The organism is Larkinella arboricola (assembly GCF_003259745.1).
Lineage (GTDB): Bacteria > Bacteroidota > Bacteroidia > Cytophagales > Spirosomataceae > Larkinella > Larkinella arboricola.
On the sequence record NZ_QLMC01000002.1, the window covers coordinates 374775 to 391610 of the forward strand.

The following is a 16836-nucleotide window of genomic DNA, read 5'->3' on the forward strand; positions in this document are numbered from 1 at the left end:
GTCAATGCCCCTTCCTGCCTTACGCGCTGGCAAGGCAGGAAGGGGCATTGATTTTATTTCTTAAGCACTTTGACCACCTGCTGCCGCTGCGCCGTGTAAACCCGCAACAGATATAGCCCCGAAGCCTGCCCGAACAACGACAGGCTGGCTTGCTGACGGGCTGTTTGTACGTCGAGCCACCGCCCCGTCATCACCCGGCCTTTCTGGTCCAGAAGGTCCAGCCGTAGGGTTTGCCCCTGCGCGTGGCGGATTTCGACGTTTACCTGATCCTCTTCGACCGGATTGCCCGCAACCGCTACCGTCCAGAGCGTACTTCTCTCCGGTGAATCAAACGCGAGACGGCTGCCGGGCGAGCAGGTCAGCGTTTTGGGGGCCCAGCGAAGTGTATACGAAGAGTTGGCAATCCGGGCACTGATCTGGTGAGGCTGACCATCTTTCAGGCTGGCGGGTGTCGGGAAACTGTAAGCGTGGGCTCCGTTGCCTTTGTTCGCATTCTTCAAATCCGGGCGGTAAATGTTGGCCGGTGCCGTACCGATGGGCTGACCATCCGCCAGAAATTCCACGGTTACCGGATTATTGGGGAGACTGGCATCCCAGGCCCAGCCCCGCATGGTGCCGCACTCCACCTTGTCCAGATAGCCGTCGTAATAGCCGTTGCCGACCGGTGGTTCACCGGGGTTGCCCGGGTCCGGATTGGCGTTACCGCAGGCCAGCGTTTTGGGAGCCCATTTCAGCACGTAATCGGTGTCTTTAATCCTGGCGCTGATGACGTGCACTTTTCCGTCTTTCAGGCTTTGCGGTGTTTCAAACCGGTAGGCATGGGCACCATTACCCTTTCTGGCCTCTTGCAGATCCGGCCGAAAAATGTCGGCCGGTGCCGTACCGAGCCTGGTTCCGTCGGCAAAGAATTCGAGGGTGACGGGACTGTTGGGCTGGTTGGCATCCCAGGCCCAGCCCCGGATGCTTTCGCATTCGACCTTATCCAGAAAACCTTCAAATGCACCGGCGGGTGTTGGAACCGAAGTGACGGTAATGGTAAAAGTAACGTTGACCGACAACGCGCCGGGGTCCGTAGCCGTCACGGTGACCGTCGAAACACCAGCTACCGAGGGCGTACCACTGATGGACTTACCCGACAAACTCAGTCCGGCTGGCAGACCTGCGGCAGACAATTTGAGATCGTTCGGCGTCTGGGCATCGGTAAAGGTGCTGGCTAAGTTCAGGGTAAAGCCCTGCCCCAGGGTGGCGACTTGAGCCGGAACGGGATTGACCACCGTCGGCGCGGTGTTGTTGGTTGCCGGAATTGTACAGTTAAGCAGGATGGTAACGTCATCCAGGCCACGGTTAGCCGTGACCAGATCAGGTGTACCGTCACTGTTGAAGTCCCCCAGGGCGATTGAAGTAGGAAAAGCACCGACATTGAAGTTCGTCCACTGGTTATAAGTGCCATTGATACCACCCAGACTCACTGATATCGTATGGTCGACTGTATTTACTACGGCCATGTCGAGCTGATTGTCGTTGTTAAAGTCGCTGGTTAGAAGAGCATCAATGTACTGGTTCGTGGGTGCATAAATGTTGCCGGGAGTAAAATTGCCAGTGCCATCTCCCCAAAATATGTTGACATTCACTGTTCCTGCTGCCAGATCGAGGTAGCCATCTCCATCTACATCGCCAACCGCCAGGGATTTAGGGCCGTCGTTTAGGGCGATGGTGGCTTTAGTGCTAAAGCCACCATCGCCATTCCCCAGTAAGACCGATAGACTGTAACTCTTGCCGTTGGCGGTGACCAGATCCAGATAGGAGTCTCCGTTGAAGTCCCCCATGACGATTGCAATGGGGCGGGAACCTACGGCAAAATTCGTAACCGGGTTAAAGCCGCCACTGCCGTTATTGAGCAGCACCGAGACGGTGTCTGAATTGGAATTGGCCACGGCCAGATCGGGTTTGTTATCGCCGTTGAAATCGCCTGCGACCAGATCGGACGGCGATCCACCCGTGGGAATATTGACGATCTGGTCAAAGGTCCCATTGCCATTTCCGGTCAGGATCGAGACATCATTCGAACCACTATTGGCGGTGGCCAGATCCAGCTTCCCATCGCCTGTAAAGTCAGCCGTCTGGATGGCTACGGGATTAAGCCTTACCCTAAAGCTAACGGGTGGGCTAAAGCCACCTGTGCTTTTCCTTAGCAACACTGTAACATTACGTGAAGTGTAGTTTGCCGTTACCAGATCCAGCTTTCCATCGCCGTTGAAGTCACCGGTTGTCACTGCGCGGGGGCTCCTGGCGTCGGATCCAAAAGAACCATTAGGCTGGGCCTTGAGCAGTGAGACGGTGTTGGAAAGGGCGCTGGCCGTAACGAGATCCAGCTTGCCGTCACCCGTAAAATCACCAGCAACGACGGAGGCCGGACCCGCACCAGTCCTAAATGGATAAAGAGCAGTTTGCGTGAAGGTGCCATCATTTTGGGCGAACCACACCATCACTTCCTGGGTATCGCTTCGGGTAAAGACCAGATCGAGCTTGCTATCGCCGTTCATATCCTCAACCACGATTTCCCGAAATCCGCTCCCGGAACTGGAAGCTCCGTAGTTGAAACTGCCAAAACCCGTGCCCAGCAGGATCTGAACCTCATCCGGGGCGGTTACGGCCAGATCGAGCTTGCTATCGCCGTTAAAATCGCCGGTAGCCAGAAAGCCAATATTGGTGATGCTGGCGACAAAGGTTCCTGACCCGAATCCGCCCGTGCCATCACCTAACAGTACGGAAACAGCTCCGGATTCATTGATGGCAGCAGCCAGGTCCGGTTTGTCATCGTCATTAAAATCGCCGATGACAACCGATACGGGCCTGTTTCCGACATCAATATGGGTAACTGTGAAGCTGCCATTGCCCTGGTTCAGGAGGATGGAAACCATACTGGAAATCGAATTGGCCACCGCCAGGTCCGGTTTACCGTCCTGATTGATGTCACCGACCGTCAGGGCAACGGGTCGTTCACCGACAGCAACCGTGGTAGAGAGGGCAAAGCTGCCGTTGCCGTTGCCCGACAGGATCGTGACGGTATTGGAACTCAGATTGGCCGTAGCCAGATCGGGCTTGCCATCGGTGTTAAAATCGCCGACGACGACGGCAAAAGGAGCATCCCCCACCTTGAATTGGGTTGGTGGGCCGAAGCTCTCATCGCCGTTATTTAATAACACGGACACATCGCTGGCGCGGCTGTTGGCGGTGACCACATCGAGCCTGCCATCGTCGTTGAAGTCACCTTTTGCCACGGAAAACGGAAAATTTCCCGCCGGGAACGAGACATAGTTTAACGCGACCGTGGTCGGCTGAAAACACTGCCCCCAGCTAGCGCTGCTGGTGAGGATGGAGATCAATAGCCCGCAAAAGGCCATGAAGGGAGCGGCCGCATGGGTTGAACCCTGCCGGAGATACATGGATAGGAGATTTCCCATAAAAGAGATTGGTAAACGCGGGTGAACGATTCATCATGAAAGAGAATTAAGTTTGAATGGGTCAGTTAGTGTGTTGGGCAATGAGAGCAGGATAAAACCGGTATTTTTAAAATTCGGATAATTAAAGACGCAGGCCCGAAAAACCGCTGGAATACGCCAGCGCCGTCAGCGGGACGGCCCCAGCGCTCATTACTAATTCCGGATCGTCAAAATCACCCTTCACCGACAGTTTATTTCGGGCAACACCAGGAATTTGCTTTCGTCAGGTTGTCCATAACAGCATCGGGAGATACTGTTAATTTATTCGTTTATACGGGTTTAGGCCGCTAACTATTGACGGAACGGTCGGTGTAGTGCCCGTAATTTACGCTGCGGCCCGTCCTTCGATGTCTTTTCGTTCCGGTAGAAGCTTAATTCCCCTCCACCATCCGCTTCACCCCCTCGGTGGGGGTGGTTGGCCGAACGTTAAACGCCTTCTCGAATTTGCTGCTGTCAAAAAAGTAGTCGCGGTCGTACTGGTAGGCCATTTCCGGAAACTCACCCATGATGGGCACGAAAATGCCCATCAGTCGGAGCAGCCAGGTGGGCAGCGCCATTGATTTAGGCTTTACATTCATTTCTTTGGCCACCCGTTCAATCCATTGTTGGCCGGTCAGGCGCGTAGGATCGGTAGGGAGGTGCCAGACCTGGTTGTAGGCACTGGCCGTGTTGCCGAGCAGGGCCGTGGCTTTGGCGGCATCGGGGGTGTAGGTAAACGAATGCACCTTGTCGGTCCGGGCGAACCAGTTGGCGGCTTTGCCTTTCCGAAAATTCTGCACAACGGTTTGTACCATCAGGCTCTTGTCGTTGTTCGGACCGTAGAAGTCGGCGGCCCGGGCAATGAGGGCGGTCAAGGTGCCCTGCTTCACTTCGTCCATCAGCATTCCGGCAATTTCCGCCCGTACTTTGCCTTTCTTACTGCTCGGATTGATGGGACTTTCTTCGGTCATGTGCCCCACGGAGTTGGCGTCATACAGGTACACATTATCGAAAAATACGAGTTTGGCCTTGTACTGCTTGCAGGCATCAATCACGTTCCGCATGAGGGACGGCCAGTTTTTGCGCCAGATGCTGATGTTGTACTCAAAGCCGACGGTCAGGTAAACCACCTCGGAGCCTTCGACGGCTTTGAACACCTGAGCGCGGTCGGTGAGGTCGGCGGGGAACAGCTCGTCGGCTGGATTGACTTTTTGGGGAGTACGGCTGACAAGCCGGATGCGGTCGGTATACGAAGAAAGTTCTTTTGCTAAATCGCGGCCAATGGTTCCGCCGGCGCCCAGAATCGTTTGCATGTGCTGGTTTCGTTAGGTATAGCACAAAGGTCGGGAGAGGGCACCGGCGGGGAGATGACCAGAAATGAAATCGGAATGACGAAAAACGAAAATCATCCCTACCATTCACAAATCATCGCAAGCCCTGTGGGCTTCGGGACGGTTGTTAGCCTACGAATTGAATACCAGTAACTTTCGCCATATCGTCCCAGAAGGAAGGATACGACTTGGCCACCACGCCGGGTTCTTCGATCACGACCTCCCGGCGCATGGCTATCGGCGCAAAGGCCATTGCCATCCGGTGATCGTCGTAGGTCGCAAACGTTGGGATTTCGGTTATTTCTGCAAGCTGCCGGACTTCGTAACGGGTATTTTTCTCGACCTCTACCAATTCGGCACCGACTTTCTTAAGCTCGGTCTGGAGGGCCAGAACGCGGTCGGTTTCTTTGATTTTCAGGCTTTCGATGCCCGTCAGCGTGAGCGGGATGTTTTTGACGGCGCAGCAAACGGCCACGGTCTGGGCCAGATCGGGGCAGTCCGTAAAGTCCCAGGCCAGCGACGTTTGAGCCGGTATTTTAGTCAGCTTAACGCCCTGATCGGTGAAGGTACTTTCCACACCCAGGGGCCGCATGATCTGGACAATGGCGCTGTCGCCCTGCAACGAATTTTCTTTCAAGCCCAACAATTCAATTTCCGAGGATTCATCTTCTGCCAGCGCCACCATGCTGAACCAGTAGCTCGCTCCCGACCAGTCGGATTCAACGGCGTAATCGGTTGCGGTATACGGTGTTGGCGGCACGGTAATGGTTTTGGCAGTCCAGTCGGCTACGCTCGTTACCCCAAAGTGTTCCATCTGCCGCAGCGTCATTTCGATGTACGGGCGTGATCCCACTTCGCCGGTCAGTTCGAGCGTCAGGCCGTCGGGCAGGGTGGGGGCTATCATCAGCAGGGCCGAGATGTACTGGCTGCTTACGTCGCCCCGGATAGCCAGCCGGTTGGTGCCGTCAGCCGTAAAACCGTTGGTTTTCAGGGGCGGAAAGCCTTCATTTTTCAGGTATTGAATATCGGCTCCCAATGTACGCAGCGCATCCACCAGAATACCGATGGGCCGTTCGCACATTCGGGGGGTTCCGGTCAGGGTTTTGTGCTGGCCGGTTACGGCAAAATACGCCGTCAGAAACCGCATGGTTGTTCCGGCATCCAGTACGTCGGCTACGGGGTCTTCTGATTTCAACAACCGGATCATGGTTTGTGAGTCGCGGGCCGCCGAAACGTTGTGCAGCGTACCGCGAAAACCGGTTAGTGCGTTGATGATCAGGGCGCGGTTGCTTTCACTTTTAGAAGAAGCCAGTGGGATGGTAGCCCGAATGGGACCGGCAGGTGGGGTCAGACGTACAGCGTTCAAATCGGAAACGAATTAGTTAATTTTTCCGCAAAACTAAGGAGAGAAACGGATAAGTGAATGATGAATGATGAACGTTCAGTAATGAATTGCCTGTTGTGAACCCTGTTTATGGTCCATCGTTCATTATTCATCCTTAAAAATTAATAGGTTTCCAGGACCTTAAGCCGGTGACTTTCATTGATTCGGTAGCGGGGGAAGCTCAGTTTGTAGCAAACAAAACTAAGGGCATACAGGACGGCTGGAGCCTTCAGGGCGCGGGTATCGGCGGTTAGTTGTTTCTCCCGGCGGGACACATTAACCACGTCGGCCACGAAAAAAAGCGTTCCCGCAATGGGGAACAGATAGGTTCCCTGTGAGATAAACGGAATCTGGCGATTGACGTAGATTTTTTCGATTCGGTCGATCCGGAAATGAACCGCTTCATCCAGAAACGTATTGGAATCTTCCAGAATCAGCACCAGCGACGAATCCGTTACCTGATAAATCTTTTCTCGGTATTTTCGACCGTTGTAGCGGAATTTGATTTCTTCATTTGGAAAAAAACGGTGCCGCCGGAAACTGCCCAGTCGTCCCATCACGTCCAGCGCCAGGTATTTCTGACCCGGTATAATCATGGCCGCATACGGTGATTTCTGCCTGATCATCAGCGAGTCAACCGAAAGGGTGTCGCTTTGAGCCTGAAGCGTTTGAACAAGGAACAGCAGGAAAACCGTACTAAGCAGGCGATGGATCATACGCTATAAAAACGGCGAAGTGGATAAATATACCTTTAATGGCGTTCAGGTGGTTGCCTGGAAGCAAACACCAAATCAAGGTAATAACCAGAAAATAGCCAATTGGGTAGGCCAGTTTTTTACTTAAATTCTGTTAAACACCGGCCAGACGCTGATAGGCTGGCCGGTGTTTAACAGAATTACTGGGCGTTCACGAGTTGTTTGCCTTTGGGGTATTTAACCGTGTACCGAAAAACCAGATCGCGGCTTTCGCCGGGTTTGAGGGCCAGATTCCAGGTCAGACGGCCCGTTTCGGCGTTGCGTTCGGCTCCGGAGCTTTCGTCCAGTTCCACCTCAATCCGGCTGTCGGTCGATACCGGAATCTGGTCAAAAAGCGTCAGATTGACGGCTTCCGACTTGGTGTTCCGAACCGTGATTTTGTACCGATAACTGTCACGCACCGACGAACTCAGGCTTTTGCGGCTGCTGAAATCCTCCGTTTTTTCCCGCTTCACCACAATTTTCTTATCCCGGCCAAGCCCGAGTGCCAGCGTGTCGCCCGCCTGTTGCAGACTCACCTGCGATTCACCCACGTAGGTGCCCTCAAAATACGTCCGGGCGGTGCCGTTCAGCAAGTTAAGCTTTTCCCAGCCGCTCAGGGTGGCCACCAGAAACGCATCGGTGTCCATTTTGGGCGTTGCGGTATAGCGGTACGTGGCCGGTAGCTCGCCGGTCTGGATATCCACCACCTGCGGGCGGTTGTTGGACAGGACCGTATAGGGAACTGAAATGTCAAAAATAACACTCGTTGGCTGCTCAACAACCTGCGTAAAATTGGCCGTCGTGGCCAGGTCGGCGGCCGGGGCGGCTTCACTGGCCGCTCCCGCAAATTCCGGTTGGCGCATGGCCGATTTGGCCCGGAGCGGCTGGACGAGCACCGCCGGGCGCGGTTCGTAAAAACCGACAAACTGCGTCTCCAATTGCGGTTGGGTGCCGGGCAGGGCGGGGTTGGAGGTCGAAAGCGTCAGGCGGACGTTCTGCCAGTCGAAACCGGTGTTCTGGTACACATTGGCTTTGTAAGCCAGCGTAGCTGGACTTTTGGTATCGCGCACCCGAATATCGTAGAAAGGTGTCCAGCCCGCGTCATTCACCACGTAACTCAACGTCAGATCGACGGCGGTACGGTTTTTGGCCGTCAGCGTCACTTCAATTTCGCCCACGGGGCGTTCGCGCTTGGCATTCTGTTCTTTCACCTGCCCCTCCAGCCGGTCTACTTTCTTTTTCTGTTCCTTGAGGTCCTTTTCGAGTGCCAGCAGTTTTTTGCCCACGTCGGTCAGGCGCTGACGGAAAAAGTCGGCCATGTCGGACACCTCTTTGACGGAAGTGCCTTTTTCGGAGCCTACTTTCTGATTGGCCAGCACCATTTTCTTTTCATTTTCCAGCACATCTTTCTGGAGGCTTAACCCGTCGAACGTCTCGCGGGACAGGCGCAGGGAATCTTCGAGCCGTTGCAGGGAAACGGGTTTGGTTACCTGGGTCAGAAAATTGGTCCGGAACTGAACGCCCTGAATCATGGCGTCGCCCTTGCCACTGACCTGAATACTCTGCGGATCGGTCTGGGCCGAAGCGTTGTCGATGATTAGCCGGGTAACACCGGGGCCGATGGTGGTCCGGGCCTGGGCGTTGATCTGGGCGCGGTTCAGAAAGACCGTAACGTGCTGAACCGATGACGAAACCCGTTGTTCGTCGTCCTGAGCCAGCGTGGTCGTAATGGACAGGCAGGCGGCTATAAAGATGTGGATTGTTTTCATGTAAGCAGTGGTGGAAAATGGTACATCGAGAATATAGATACGATCGGGGGCAGTTTCGTTTAATCTGACCCCTATTTTTGCAGAAAAAAGCGAAACCGTTTTCGGATTCGATTCCTGAATTTGTCGTGAAAACCGCCGGACTGAATGTAACGTTCCGGTCTGTAGCTCCAAGCAAATGATTTCAGTTCAGCAAGTTAAAGCGTTTACGAAACAAGTTTTTCTCAAAATCGGCTTTTCGGAAGCCGATGCCGACTTAGCCACGACGGTTTTGGTGCAGGCCGATCTGCGCGGGGTTGATTCGCACGGGGTGGCCCGGCTGGCGGGTTACGTTCGTCTGTACGACCACGGTCGGTTGAACCCGACGCCGGACATTCGGGTGGTGCACGAAACGCCGTCTACGGCGGTGGTCGATGGCGACCGGGGTGTGGGGTTAGTCGTGGGGCCGAAAGCCATGCAGATTGCCATCGAAAAAGCACGGGTCGCCGGAACGGGCTGGGTGGCCGTCCGGAATTCCAACCATTTCGGGATTGCGGGTTACCACGCCATGCTGGCCCTCGAACACGATATGATCGGGATGACGATGACCAACGCGGCTCCGCTTGTGGCCCCCACGTTTTCGCTCGATAAATTATTGGGAACCAATCCGATTGCCGTCGCCGTTCCGGCGCTGACCCAACCGCCTTTTGTGGCCGATTTTGCTTCTACGGCGGTGGCTTACGGCAAGATGGAAATCCTGCAACGGAAAGGGCAGGCGGCTCCGCTGGGCTGGGCGCAGGACGCGCAGGGCCAGCCATCAACCGATTCGAACCCAATCCGGAACGGCGGAGCTTTGCTGCCGCTGGGCTCTGACCGCGAACACGGTAGCCACAAAGGATACGGTTTAGGGGCCATTGTCGATATTTTTTCCGGCGTGTTGTCGGGGGCCAACTACGGGCCGTGGGTGCCGCCCTTTGCCACAGCGGGTTTTATGGCCGCTCAGGAAGGCGTTGGGGCCGGAACGGGTCACTTCTTCGGGGCAATGCGGGTGGATGCGTTCCGACCCGCCGATGAGTTCAAGCAGCACATGGACAACTGGATTGGGGCTTTCCGCAACGCCCGCGCCGTAGAAGGGAAACAGGTCCTGATTCCCGGCGATCCGGAGCGCGGGATGGAAGCCGAGCGCGAACAGAACGGATTGCCCTTAATTGAGCCGGTTGTTCAGAATCTGCGCGAACTGGCCGAACGGTTTGACCTGCAATGGGACGTCGAATGAGCCTAACGAACGAATGAACGAGACATCCCCGAAACCGTTGGCGGTTTTGCTGGCCTTCGCGGCCGTTTATATCATCTGGGGGTCTACCTACCTGGCGGCTTTGCTGGGTTTGGAGAGCATTCCACCCTTTCTGATGGCGTCGATGCGGTTTCTGCTGGCCGGATTGCTGCTGTACGGCTGGTGTCTGATGAAAGGTGAAGCGAAGCTAACGGCGCAGACGGTGGGCCGGAATGCCCTGAGCGGTATTCTGATGCTGTTTGGCGGAACGGTTTCGGTCATCTGGGCCGAGCAGTTTATTCCGTCCGGTCTGGCGGCTATTCTGGTGACGACCATGCCCTTCTGGTTTGTGCTGCTGGACCGGCGGCAGTGGTCTGTTTATTTTGCCAGCTGGCTGATTCCCGGCGGTTTGATCATCGGGTTTATCGGGGTGATTTTATTGCTGGCGCAGCCGGGACAGACCGTGCCGATGAGGCCGCCAACCGGTCCATACTGGCTCAGTATCGGCGTGTTGCTGCTGGGCGGTATCTTCTGGACGGTGGGTTCGCTGTACGCCAAATACAGGACTTCGTCGGCCTCCAACACGCTCAACGGCAGCCTTCAGTTGCTGGCTGCGGGCAGTTTCAGCGGCTTAACCAGCCTGGTTTCCGGCGAACTGGCCGGTTTTCGGTTTGAGGAGGTCACGCTGAAATCCTGGCTGGCCCTGGCGTATATGATCCTGATGGGGTCTATCCTTACGTATCTGGCTTATCTGTGGCTGTTGAAAGTCCGTCCGCCCGCCATTGTCAGCACGTATGCGTACGTAAATCCGGTGATTGCCGTTTTGCTGGGCTGGCTGTTTGCCAATGAATCGCTTTCGGGGCGGCAACTGCTGGCACTGGCGGTGATTCTGGTGGGTGTGCTGCTGGTCAATCTGCCGAAGTACCGGGCGGTGGCTAAGTCGTCGGAGGCAACTATTTAATTTACTTGGTGGAGAACCGCTGTGGTTGCTACCTTTGCAGTCCCAATTAATCTAAACGTTAATCGTTTATAGGAGAGCAAACCGTATCCTGTACATCGACTACTCATTCTATGTCTCGTAAGCTTGTTGCTGGTATTCTGATTACCGTTTCCATGTTATTGGCTACGCTTTCGTTTTACGCGTGGCAAATTTTTAAAACGCCGAATCTCCAGGTTGGGGATGGGGATAAAGACTTTGCGTTGCTGATTCCGCGCGGGGCTACCTTCGAAACCGTCATGGATTCGCTCCAGAAGCACGAGGTGGTGAATGATAAAATGTCGTTCCGGTTTCTGGCCCGTTTCATGAAATACACCGATCACGTAAAGCACGGCCGGTATGTTATTGAGAAAGGGATGACCAACCAGGACGCCATTCGCAAACTGCGGTCGGGTGACCAGGACCCGATGAACCTGACGTTCAACAACATCCGGCTAAAAGACGAACTGATCGCCAAACTCGGTAATAAGTTTGAATTTGGGCCTCGGAAACTGGATTCGCTGCTGAAAGATCCGGCGGTTTGTGCACGGTACGGTTTTGATACGACCACCATCATGTGCATGTTTCTGCCGAACACCTATGAGTTTTTCTGGACCACCAGCGCCGACAACTTTCTGGATCGTATGGGCAAGGAATACAAGAAATTCTGGACGCCCGAACGCCAGCAGAAAGCAAAGGAACTGGGCCTGACCCAAACGCAGGTACAGACGCTGGCATCCATCGTGGAAGCCGAAAGCAAAAAGAACGACGAAAAACCGCGCGTGGCCGAGGTCTACCTCAACCGTCTGCAACGGGGTATGTTGCTGGAAGCCGACCCGACGCTGGTGTTTGCCCATCGTGATTTCACGATCCGCCGGGTGCTGAACGTTCATAAACAGATCGACTCGCCTTACAACACGTACCGGTTCAAAGGTCTGCCGCCCGGACCGATCAACCTGCCGACGCTGAGTTCCATTGATGCCGTTCTGAACCACGAAAACCACGACTACCTGTATTTTGTGGCCCGGGCCGATTTTTCCGGCTACCATACCTTCGCCAAAACGTACGAAGAACACCTGAACAACGCCCGGATTTATCAGGCTGAACTGACTAAAAGAGGAATCATGAAATAAGACAGGAGAGGATAGACAAGAGAAGAAAGATAAACGCATTTTGTCTCCTCGCTCTTGTCCATCTTCCCGCGTCTCACTTCTCTTGTCTGAAAACAAATGTTTACTTACGATGTGCCGCCCGTTCGGGTTCGCTATGCCGACACCGACCAGATGGGTTATGTGTATTACGGCAATTACGCCCGCTACTACGAAATCGGGCGGGTCGAAGCCCTGCGAAGCCTGGGGTTTCATTACAAGGAAATGGAAGCGTCGGGCGTGATGATGCCGGTATATGAAAACCGTTCGCGCTACCTGCGCCCGGCCCGTTATGACGATCTGCTGACCATCCGGGTGACGATTCGGGAGATGCCCGGCGTCCGGATTGTGTTTCACTACGACATTTACAACCAGAACGGCGAGCATCTGAATACCGGCGAAACCACGCTGGTGTTCATGCAGTCGGGCACGGGGCGGATCACCAAAGCACCCACCGATCTGACAACCCGGCTCAAACCTTTTTTCGAGCCAGCGGTTTAATTTCTGTCCAGAAATGATGCGCAACACGTATGATGGAAAAACTGATGCAGTATAACGCTGTTCAGCGCGTTATTATATTCCTGCAAAAGCACCGGGCTTTTGATTCGAAACAGAACTGGTTTGATTTTCTTCGGAAATTCCTTCCGAAAGTAACCGACAACGACACCAGCGAACGGGCCGCTTCGGTAGCCTACAGCCTGATTCTGGCGGTATTTCCATCCATCATTTTCCTGTTTACCCTGATTCCGCTCATTCCAATTCCGAATATGGAAAATCAGGTAATGGATTTTTTTGCCCGGGTATTGCCCGCATCCACGTACGATACCGTTAAAACAACCATTTTCGACATCATCAGCCGTCCGCGGGGGGGCGTCCTGTCTCTGGGTTTTGTGCTGGCCATGTATGCCGCAACAAACGGTATTCTGTCGCTGATGATGGCGTTTAACTCGTCGCACCGAACCGACGAGGGGCGCGGTTTTCTGAAAACCCGGCTGATTGCTTTCGGTCTGACGCTGATGCTGGCTTTTGCTCTGTTTCTGGCGATTGCGGTGCTGGTAATTGGGGGCGTCATTATGGATTACCTCCAGCAGATCCGGATTCTGGACAATATCGTGGTGACTACGCTGTTGAGTATTTCCCGTTATCTGGTGGTATTTGCGGTATTTGTCGGGGCCATTTCGGTAATTTACAAATTTGGGCCGGACATGGATATGAAGTGGAAATTTGTCAATCCGGGCGGTATTATTGCTTCCGTGCTGGTGGTTATAACAACTTACGGTTTCTCCTATTACGTCTCCAATTTCGGTTCCTACAACAAACTTTACGGCTCCATCGGTACGTTGATTGTCCTGATGATCTGGATCAACCTGGTCTGTTTACTGTTGATTCTCGGATTTGACATGAACGTCGCTCTGTATAAGCTGGAAGGCGACAAAAATCCGCAGGTAGCTGATAAAACAATAAATGCTCCCCAAACCGCTTAGAGAGCATTTACGATAACCCTAACCCAAAAAATCACAAGCCTAGCTCTCGCAAGAGGCTCAGACTGTTTCTTGATTAAGAATAGTAACGAAAACCGTGCCAAAAATAAATTGGCTTTAAAAGGTATTTTTCCGGTTTGGTCTGATTTATGCTCACCGTTTGCTAAATACTATGGTACTTATCTGTCCAATAGTTTTTAGTATTGTCTAGGGAGCGTTACAGTCTCTATGTCCGATAACCGCGTATTCTTCTTCATCATTCTGTATGGCTGCAACTCCTGGAACCGTACCCTCCGGCTTGCTGGCAGACTATCTGTCGTCGATCAGGCCGCTGGTATCCGTAATTTGTATCAGTTATAACCATGAACGTTTTATTACCGCTGCCTTACAGTCCGTGCTGGATCAGACCTATCCGGCGGTTGAGTTACTTGTAATTGACAACAACAGCACCGATGGGTCAGTGGCGCGGGTGGAGGCACTAAGGCAGCAGCACCCGGCTATTCAGTTCATCCGAAATAGTGAGAATGTTGGCATCTGTCGGGCGTTCAATCAGGGTCTGAAACTGGCACGGGGGCGGTATGTCATCGATTTGTCGGCCGACGACGTGATGCACCGGGAGCGGATTGCCCGGCAGGTGGCCGGTTTTGAGCGGCTGGCGGGCGATTACGCCGTCATTTTCAGCAACGCGGCTTACATCGACGAAAACGATCAGCTGACCGGCTATCACTTTCCGATCACCCCAACCGGAATGACCACCCGGCCCGTACCGTCGGGTTGGGTATTCAAGGATATTCTGGCATCTTATTTTGTGTCAACGCCCACCATGATGATGCGCAAGGATGTGCTGGAAAGCCTGGGCGGCTACGACGAATCGCTGAGCTACGAAGATTTTGATTTCTGGGTCCGGTCGGCGCGGAACTACCGCTATTATTACCAGGACGAAGTACTGACCAGCAAACGCATCGTCCAGCAATCCCTTTCCTCCCAGTTTCAGAACCGCAACAGTGCGTTGCTCGCTTCCACCCTGAAAGTGTGTTACAAAGCCTTCGACCAGTGCCAGACTGAGGAAGAGTACCGGGCGCTGGCGGGCCGCATTCGCTGGTTTATCCGGCAGTGTTTTTACACCGAGCAATTTGAACTGGCCTTTCAGTTTAAAGAACTGCTGGAGTATATGGAAAAGCCCGACTGGCAAACCGCCCTGGTTTTACGGTTCTGTAAATGGCATATTCCCGTCAACGGTTTGTACCAACGGTATGCTCGGTGGCAGCAGAACCGACAGCTCCGCCGGGGGACTGTTCAACCCCTGATGTAGACGGTTGAGTCGGCACTCATGCCGTACCGCAAGGGTAGAAAACCGCCTGTTTGGAACCAAATGGCCGTCGGTTAGTTAATAAAGTAATTAACCGAAGACTATGCCAGCCGAATTTTTGCGAATTCATCCCGATACGCCCGAGGAGCGGAAAATCCATCACGTTGTCGATGTCCTGCGCAATGGCGGAGTTATTATCTACCCGACCGACACGATTTACGGTCTTGGTTGCGACATTCACAACACGCGGGCCATTGAGCGGATTGCCCGGATCAAGGGCATTAAGCCGCAGAAAAATGATTTTTCGTTTATCTGCCACGATCTCAGCCACATCGCCGATTATGCGCGGGTAGGCAATCAGGCGTTCAAGACCATGAAGCGGCTGCTGCCCGGGCCGTATACGTTTATTCTGGACGTCAGCCACCGGGTACCCAAAATTCTGCATACCAGCAAACGGACGGTGGGCATCCGGATTCCTGATCACGCCATTCCGCGCGAGATTGTCAAAGAACTGGGCAACCCCATCATCACAACCACCATCAAGGACATCGAAGACGACTTCGATCCGTACATTACCGACCCGGAAATTATTTTCGAACGGTTTCAGCATCAGGTCGATCTGGTAATCGATGGCGGCATGGGCGGCAACGTGCCCTCTACGATTATCAATGCCACCACGGATGACTTTGAAATTGTGCGTCAGGGGTTGGGGGGCTTCGAGGAGTAGACGATGGATGGAAGGGGAATCCCACCCACTCATTATTTCTCGATTCCTGTTTTGATTTACAAGAGAGTTTCTATTTTTGGCAGAACGTACCCCTTTCTGTGGGAGCGTCCATTCTATTCACATTCATAAAAAGAACAAGAACACTGTGGTAAACGGAGGGAGTAAGTCGTGCCTGGCGGCATGGAAAATGGTTGCAGTCGCTTCAATTCTTATTCAATTTAACGCGTTAACAGGTTGTTCGTCCAGTAATGGAGACAGCAAGGCCAGTACGACCACCGACAGTGCTGCCACGCAGGCCGCGGCTCCGGTAGCCGACTCCGTCCGGAAAGAATCTTCAGCCCCAACGGCAGTAGCCGATACCGCGACGGAAGCCGACCCGCTGAAGGCCGACACCCTGAAATTTTCGGGCACCTTACCCGATACGCTTCTGCCTAATCACCGGATTTTAGCGTATTACGGCAATCCGCATTCAACCCGTATGGGCATTCTGGGCGAGTATCCCCGCAAGGAAATGCTTCGGCGGCTGGACCAGGAAGCGGCCCGGTGGCAAAAGGCTGATCCGTCGAAACCGATTCAGAAAGCCCTTCATCTGGTGGCCATTTCGGCACAGGGTAGCCCGCAGAAAGACGGCAAATACCGGCTGCGGATGAGCGACAAAACCATCCGGAAAGTGATTAGCTGGGGGGCGCAACACGGGGCCATTGTGTTTCTGGATATTCAGGTGGGGCTGGCCGACTTGAAAGGAGAAATGGAATACCTCGAAAAATATCTGAAACTGCCGTATGTTCACCTGGGCATTGATCCGGAGTTTTCGATGAAATCGGGCGCCAAACCGGGTACCAAGATCGGCACCTATGATGCCGCTGATATCAATAAGGCGATCCAGTTTTTAAGCCGGGTGGCGAAAGAAAATAACCTGCCGCCCAAAGTGCTTGTAGTCCACCGGTTTACCCAACGGATGGTTACCAACTACCAGAACATCAAACTCGACCCGCGGGTGGCCGTGGTCATTGACATGGACGGTTGGGGCCCGCCTTCCCTGAAAATCGATTCGTACCGGGATTACATCGTCAAAGAACCGGTTCAGTATACGGGTTTCAAACTCTTCTACAAGAACGATCTGAAGAAAGTCGATAAACGCTCCAAACACAAAGTTCCGCACCTGATGGAACCTGAAGAAGTCCTGGCGCTTGACCCCAAGCCCTTGTACATTCAGTATCAATAGTATCAGTAACGCATAGCC

At 53.8% G+C, this 16836-nt stretch carries 13 protein-coding genes; 8 read left to right on the top strand and 5 right to left on the bottom strand.

Annotated features, from left to right (window positions below; translation table 11 throughout):
- Positions 1-53: 53 nt before the first annotated feature.
- The 5 genes from LX87_RS08655 to LX87_RS08675 form a co-directional block, all read right to left on the bottom strand.
- On the bottom strand, positions 54-3464 hold the full coding sequence (locus LX87_RS08655; RefSeq protein ID WP_111627818.1) for an FG-GAP-like repeat-containing protein: 3411 nt from the start codon (positions 3462-3464) through the stop codon (positions 54-56).
- Between the two features lie 410 nt (positions 3465-3874).
- On the bottom strand, positions 3875-4795 hold the full coding sequence (locus LX87_RS08660; protein ID WP_111627819.1) for an NAD-dependent epimerase/dehydratase family protein: 921 nt from the start codon (positions 4793-4795) through the stop codon (positions 3875-3877).
- A 145-nt stretch (positions 4796-4940) separates the two neighbouring features.
- The gene (locus tag LX87_RS08665) at positions 4941-6179 is read right to left on the bottom strand and encodes a 3-phosphoshikimate 1-carboxyvinyltransferase (protein ID WP_111627820.1); all 1239 of its coding nucleotides are present in this window, start codon (positions 6177-6179) and stop codon (positions 4941-4943) included.
- A 140-nt stretch (positions 6180-6319) separates the two neighbouring features.
- The gene (locus LX87_RS08670; protein ID WP_111627821.1) at positions 6320-6913 is read right to left on the bottom strand and encodes a hypothetical protein; all 594 of its coding nucleotides are present in this window, start codon (positions 6911-6913) and stop codon (positions 6320-6322) included.
- A 179-nt stretch (positions 6914-7092) separates the two neighbouring features.
- On the bottom strand, positions 7093-8703 hold the full coding sequence (locus tag LX87_RS08675; RefSeq protein WP_111627822.1) for a DUF4139 domain-containing protein: 1611 nt from the start codon (positions 8701-8703) through the stop codon (positions 7093-7095).
- Between the two features lie 175 nt (positions 8704-8878).
- Here LX87_RS08675 and LX87_RS08680 point away from each other — a divergent pair, with 175 nt between their 5' ends.
- The 8 genes from LX87_RS08680 (at position 8879) to LX87_RS08715 (ending at position 16818) form a co-directional block, all read left to right on the top strand.
- Complete coding sequence (locus tag LX87_RS08680; protein WP_111627823.1) at positions 8879-9955, top strand: Ldh family oxidoreductase; 1077 nt, start codon at positions 8879-8881, stop codon at positions 9953-9955.
- A 13-nt stretch (positions 9956-9968) separates the two neighbouring features.
- Complete coding sequence (locus LX87_RS08685) at positions 9969-10913, top strand: EamA family transporter (protein ID WP_111627824.1); 945 nt, start codon at positions 9969-9971, stop codon at positions 10911-10913.
- A 110-nt stretch (positions 10914-11023) separates the two neighbouring features.
- Positions 11024-12061: an endolytic transglycosylase MltG gene (mltG, locus tag LX87_RS08690; RefSeq protein ID WP_111627825.1), complete on the top strand. Its 1038-nt coding sequence runs from the start codon at positions 11024-11026 to the stop codon at positions 12059-12061.
- Between the two features lie 96 nt (positions 12062-12157).
- Positions 12158-12577 (top strand): acyl-CoA thioesterase, encoded by a 420-nt coding sequence (locus LX87_RS08695; RefSeq protein ID WP_111627826.1) that lies wholly within the window; start codon positions 12158-12160, stop codon positions 12575-12577.
- 29 nt (positions 12578-12606) lie between these two features.
- Complete coding sequence (locus LX87_RS08700; RefSeq protein WP_111627827.1) at positions 12607-13560, top strand: YihY/virulence factor BrkB family protein; 954 nt, start codon at positions 12607-12609, stop codon at positions 13558-13560.
- Positions 13561-13822: 262 nt separating this feature from the next.
- The gene (locus tag LX87_RS08705) at positions 13823-14869 is read left to right on the top strand and encodes a glycosyltransferase family 2 protein (RefSeq protein WP_211325283.1); all 1047 of its coding nucleotides are present in this window, start codon (positions 13823-13825) and stop codon (positions 14867-14869) included.
- A 100-nt stretch (positions 14870-14969) separates the two neighbouring features.
- Complete coding sequence (locus LX87_RS08710; protein WP_111627828.1) at positions 14970-15593, top strand: L-threonylcarbamoyladenylate synthase; 624 nt, start codon at positions 14970-14972, stop codon at positions 15591-15593.
- A 187-nt stretch (positions 15594-15780) separates the two neighbouring features.
- Positions 15781-16818 carry a hypothetical protein gene (locus LX87_RS08715; protein WP_229310597.1) on the top strand — a complete coding sequence of 346 codons (1038 nt, stop codon included), beginning with the start codon at positions 15781-15783 and terminating at the stop codon, positions 16816-16818.
- Positions 16819-16836: the final 18 nt, after the last annotated feature.

Excerpts from the sequence above, each read along its gene's own strand:
- LX87_RS08655 (WP_111627818.1), bottom strand. The coding sequence starts at position 3,464 with ATGGGAAATCTCCTATCCATGTATCTCCGGCAGGGTTCAACCCATGCG.
- LX87_RS08660 (WP_111627819.1), bottom strand. The coding sequence starts at position 4,795 with ATGCAAACGATTCTGGGCGCCGGCGGAACCATTGGCCGCGATTTAGCA.
- LX87_RS08670 (WP_111627821.1), bottom strand. The coding sequence starts at position 6,913 with ATGATCCATCGCCTGCTTAGTACGGTTTTCCTGCTGTTCCTTGTTCAA.
- LX87_RS08675 (WP_111627822.1), bottom strand. The coding sequence starts at position 8,703 with ATGAAAACAATCCACATCTTTATAGCCGCCTGCCTGTCCATTACGACC.
- LX87_RS08680 (WP_111627823.1), top strand. The coding sequence starts at position 8,879 with ATGATTTCAGTTCAGCAAGTTAAAGCGTTTACGAAACAAGTTTTTCTC.
- LX87_RS08685 (WP_111627824.1), top strand. The coding sequence starts at position 9,969 with ATGAACGAGACATCCCCGAAACCGTTGGCGGTTTTGCTGGCCTTCGCG.
- mltG (WP_111627825.1), top strand. The coding sequence starts at position 11,024 with ATGTCTCGTAAGCTTGTTGCTGGTATTCTGATTACCGTTTCCATGTTA.
- LX87_RS08695 (WP_111627826.1), top strand. The coding sequence starts at position 12,158 with ATGTTTACTTACGATGTGCCGCCCGTTCGGGTTCGCTATGCCGACACC.
- LX87_RS08700 (WP_111627827.1), top strand. The coding sequence starts at position 12,607 with ATGATGGAAAAACTGATGCAGTATAACGCTGTTCAGCGCGTTATTATA.
- LX87_RS08705 (WP_211325283.1), top strand. The coding sequence starts at position 13,823 with ATGGCTGCAACTCCTGGAACCGTACCCTCCGGCTTGCTGGCAGACTAT.
- LX87_RS08710 (WP_111627828.1), top strand. The coding sequence starts at position 14,970 with ATGCCAGCCGAATTTTTGCGAATTCATCCCGATACGCCCGAGGAGCGG.
- LX87_RS08715 (WP_229310597.1), top strand. The coding sequence starts at position 15,781 with ATGGTTGCAGTCGCTTCAATTCTTATTCAATTTAACGCGTTAACAGGT.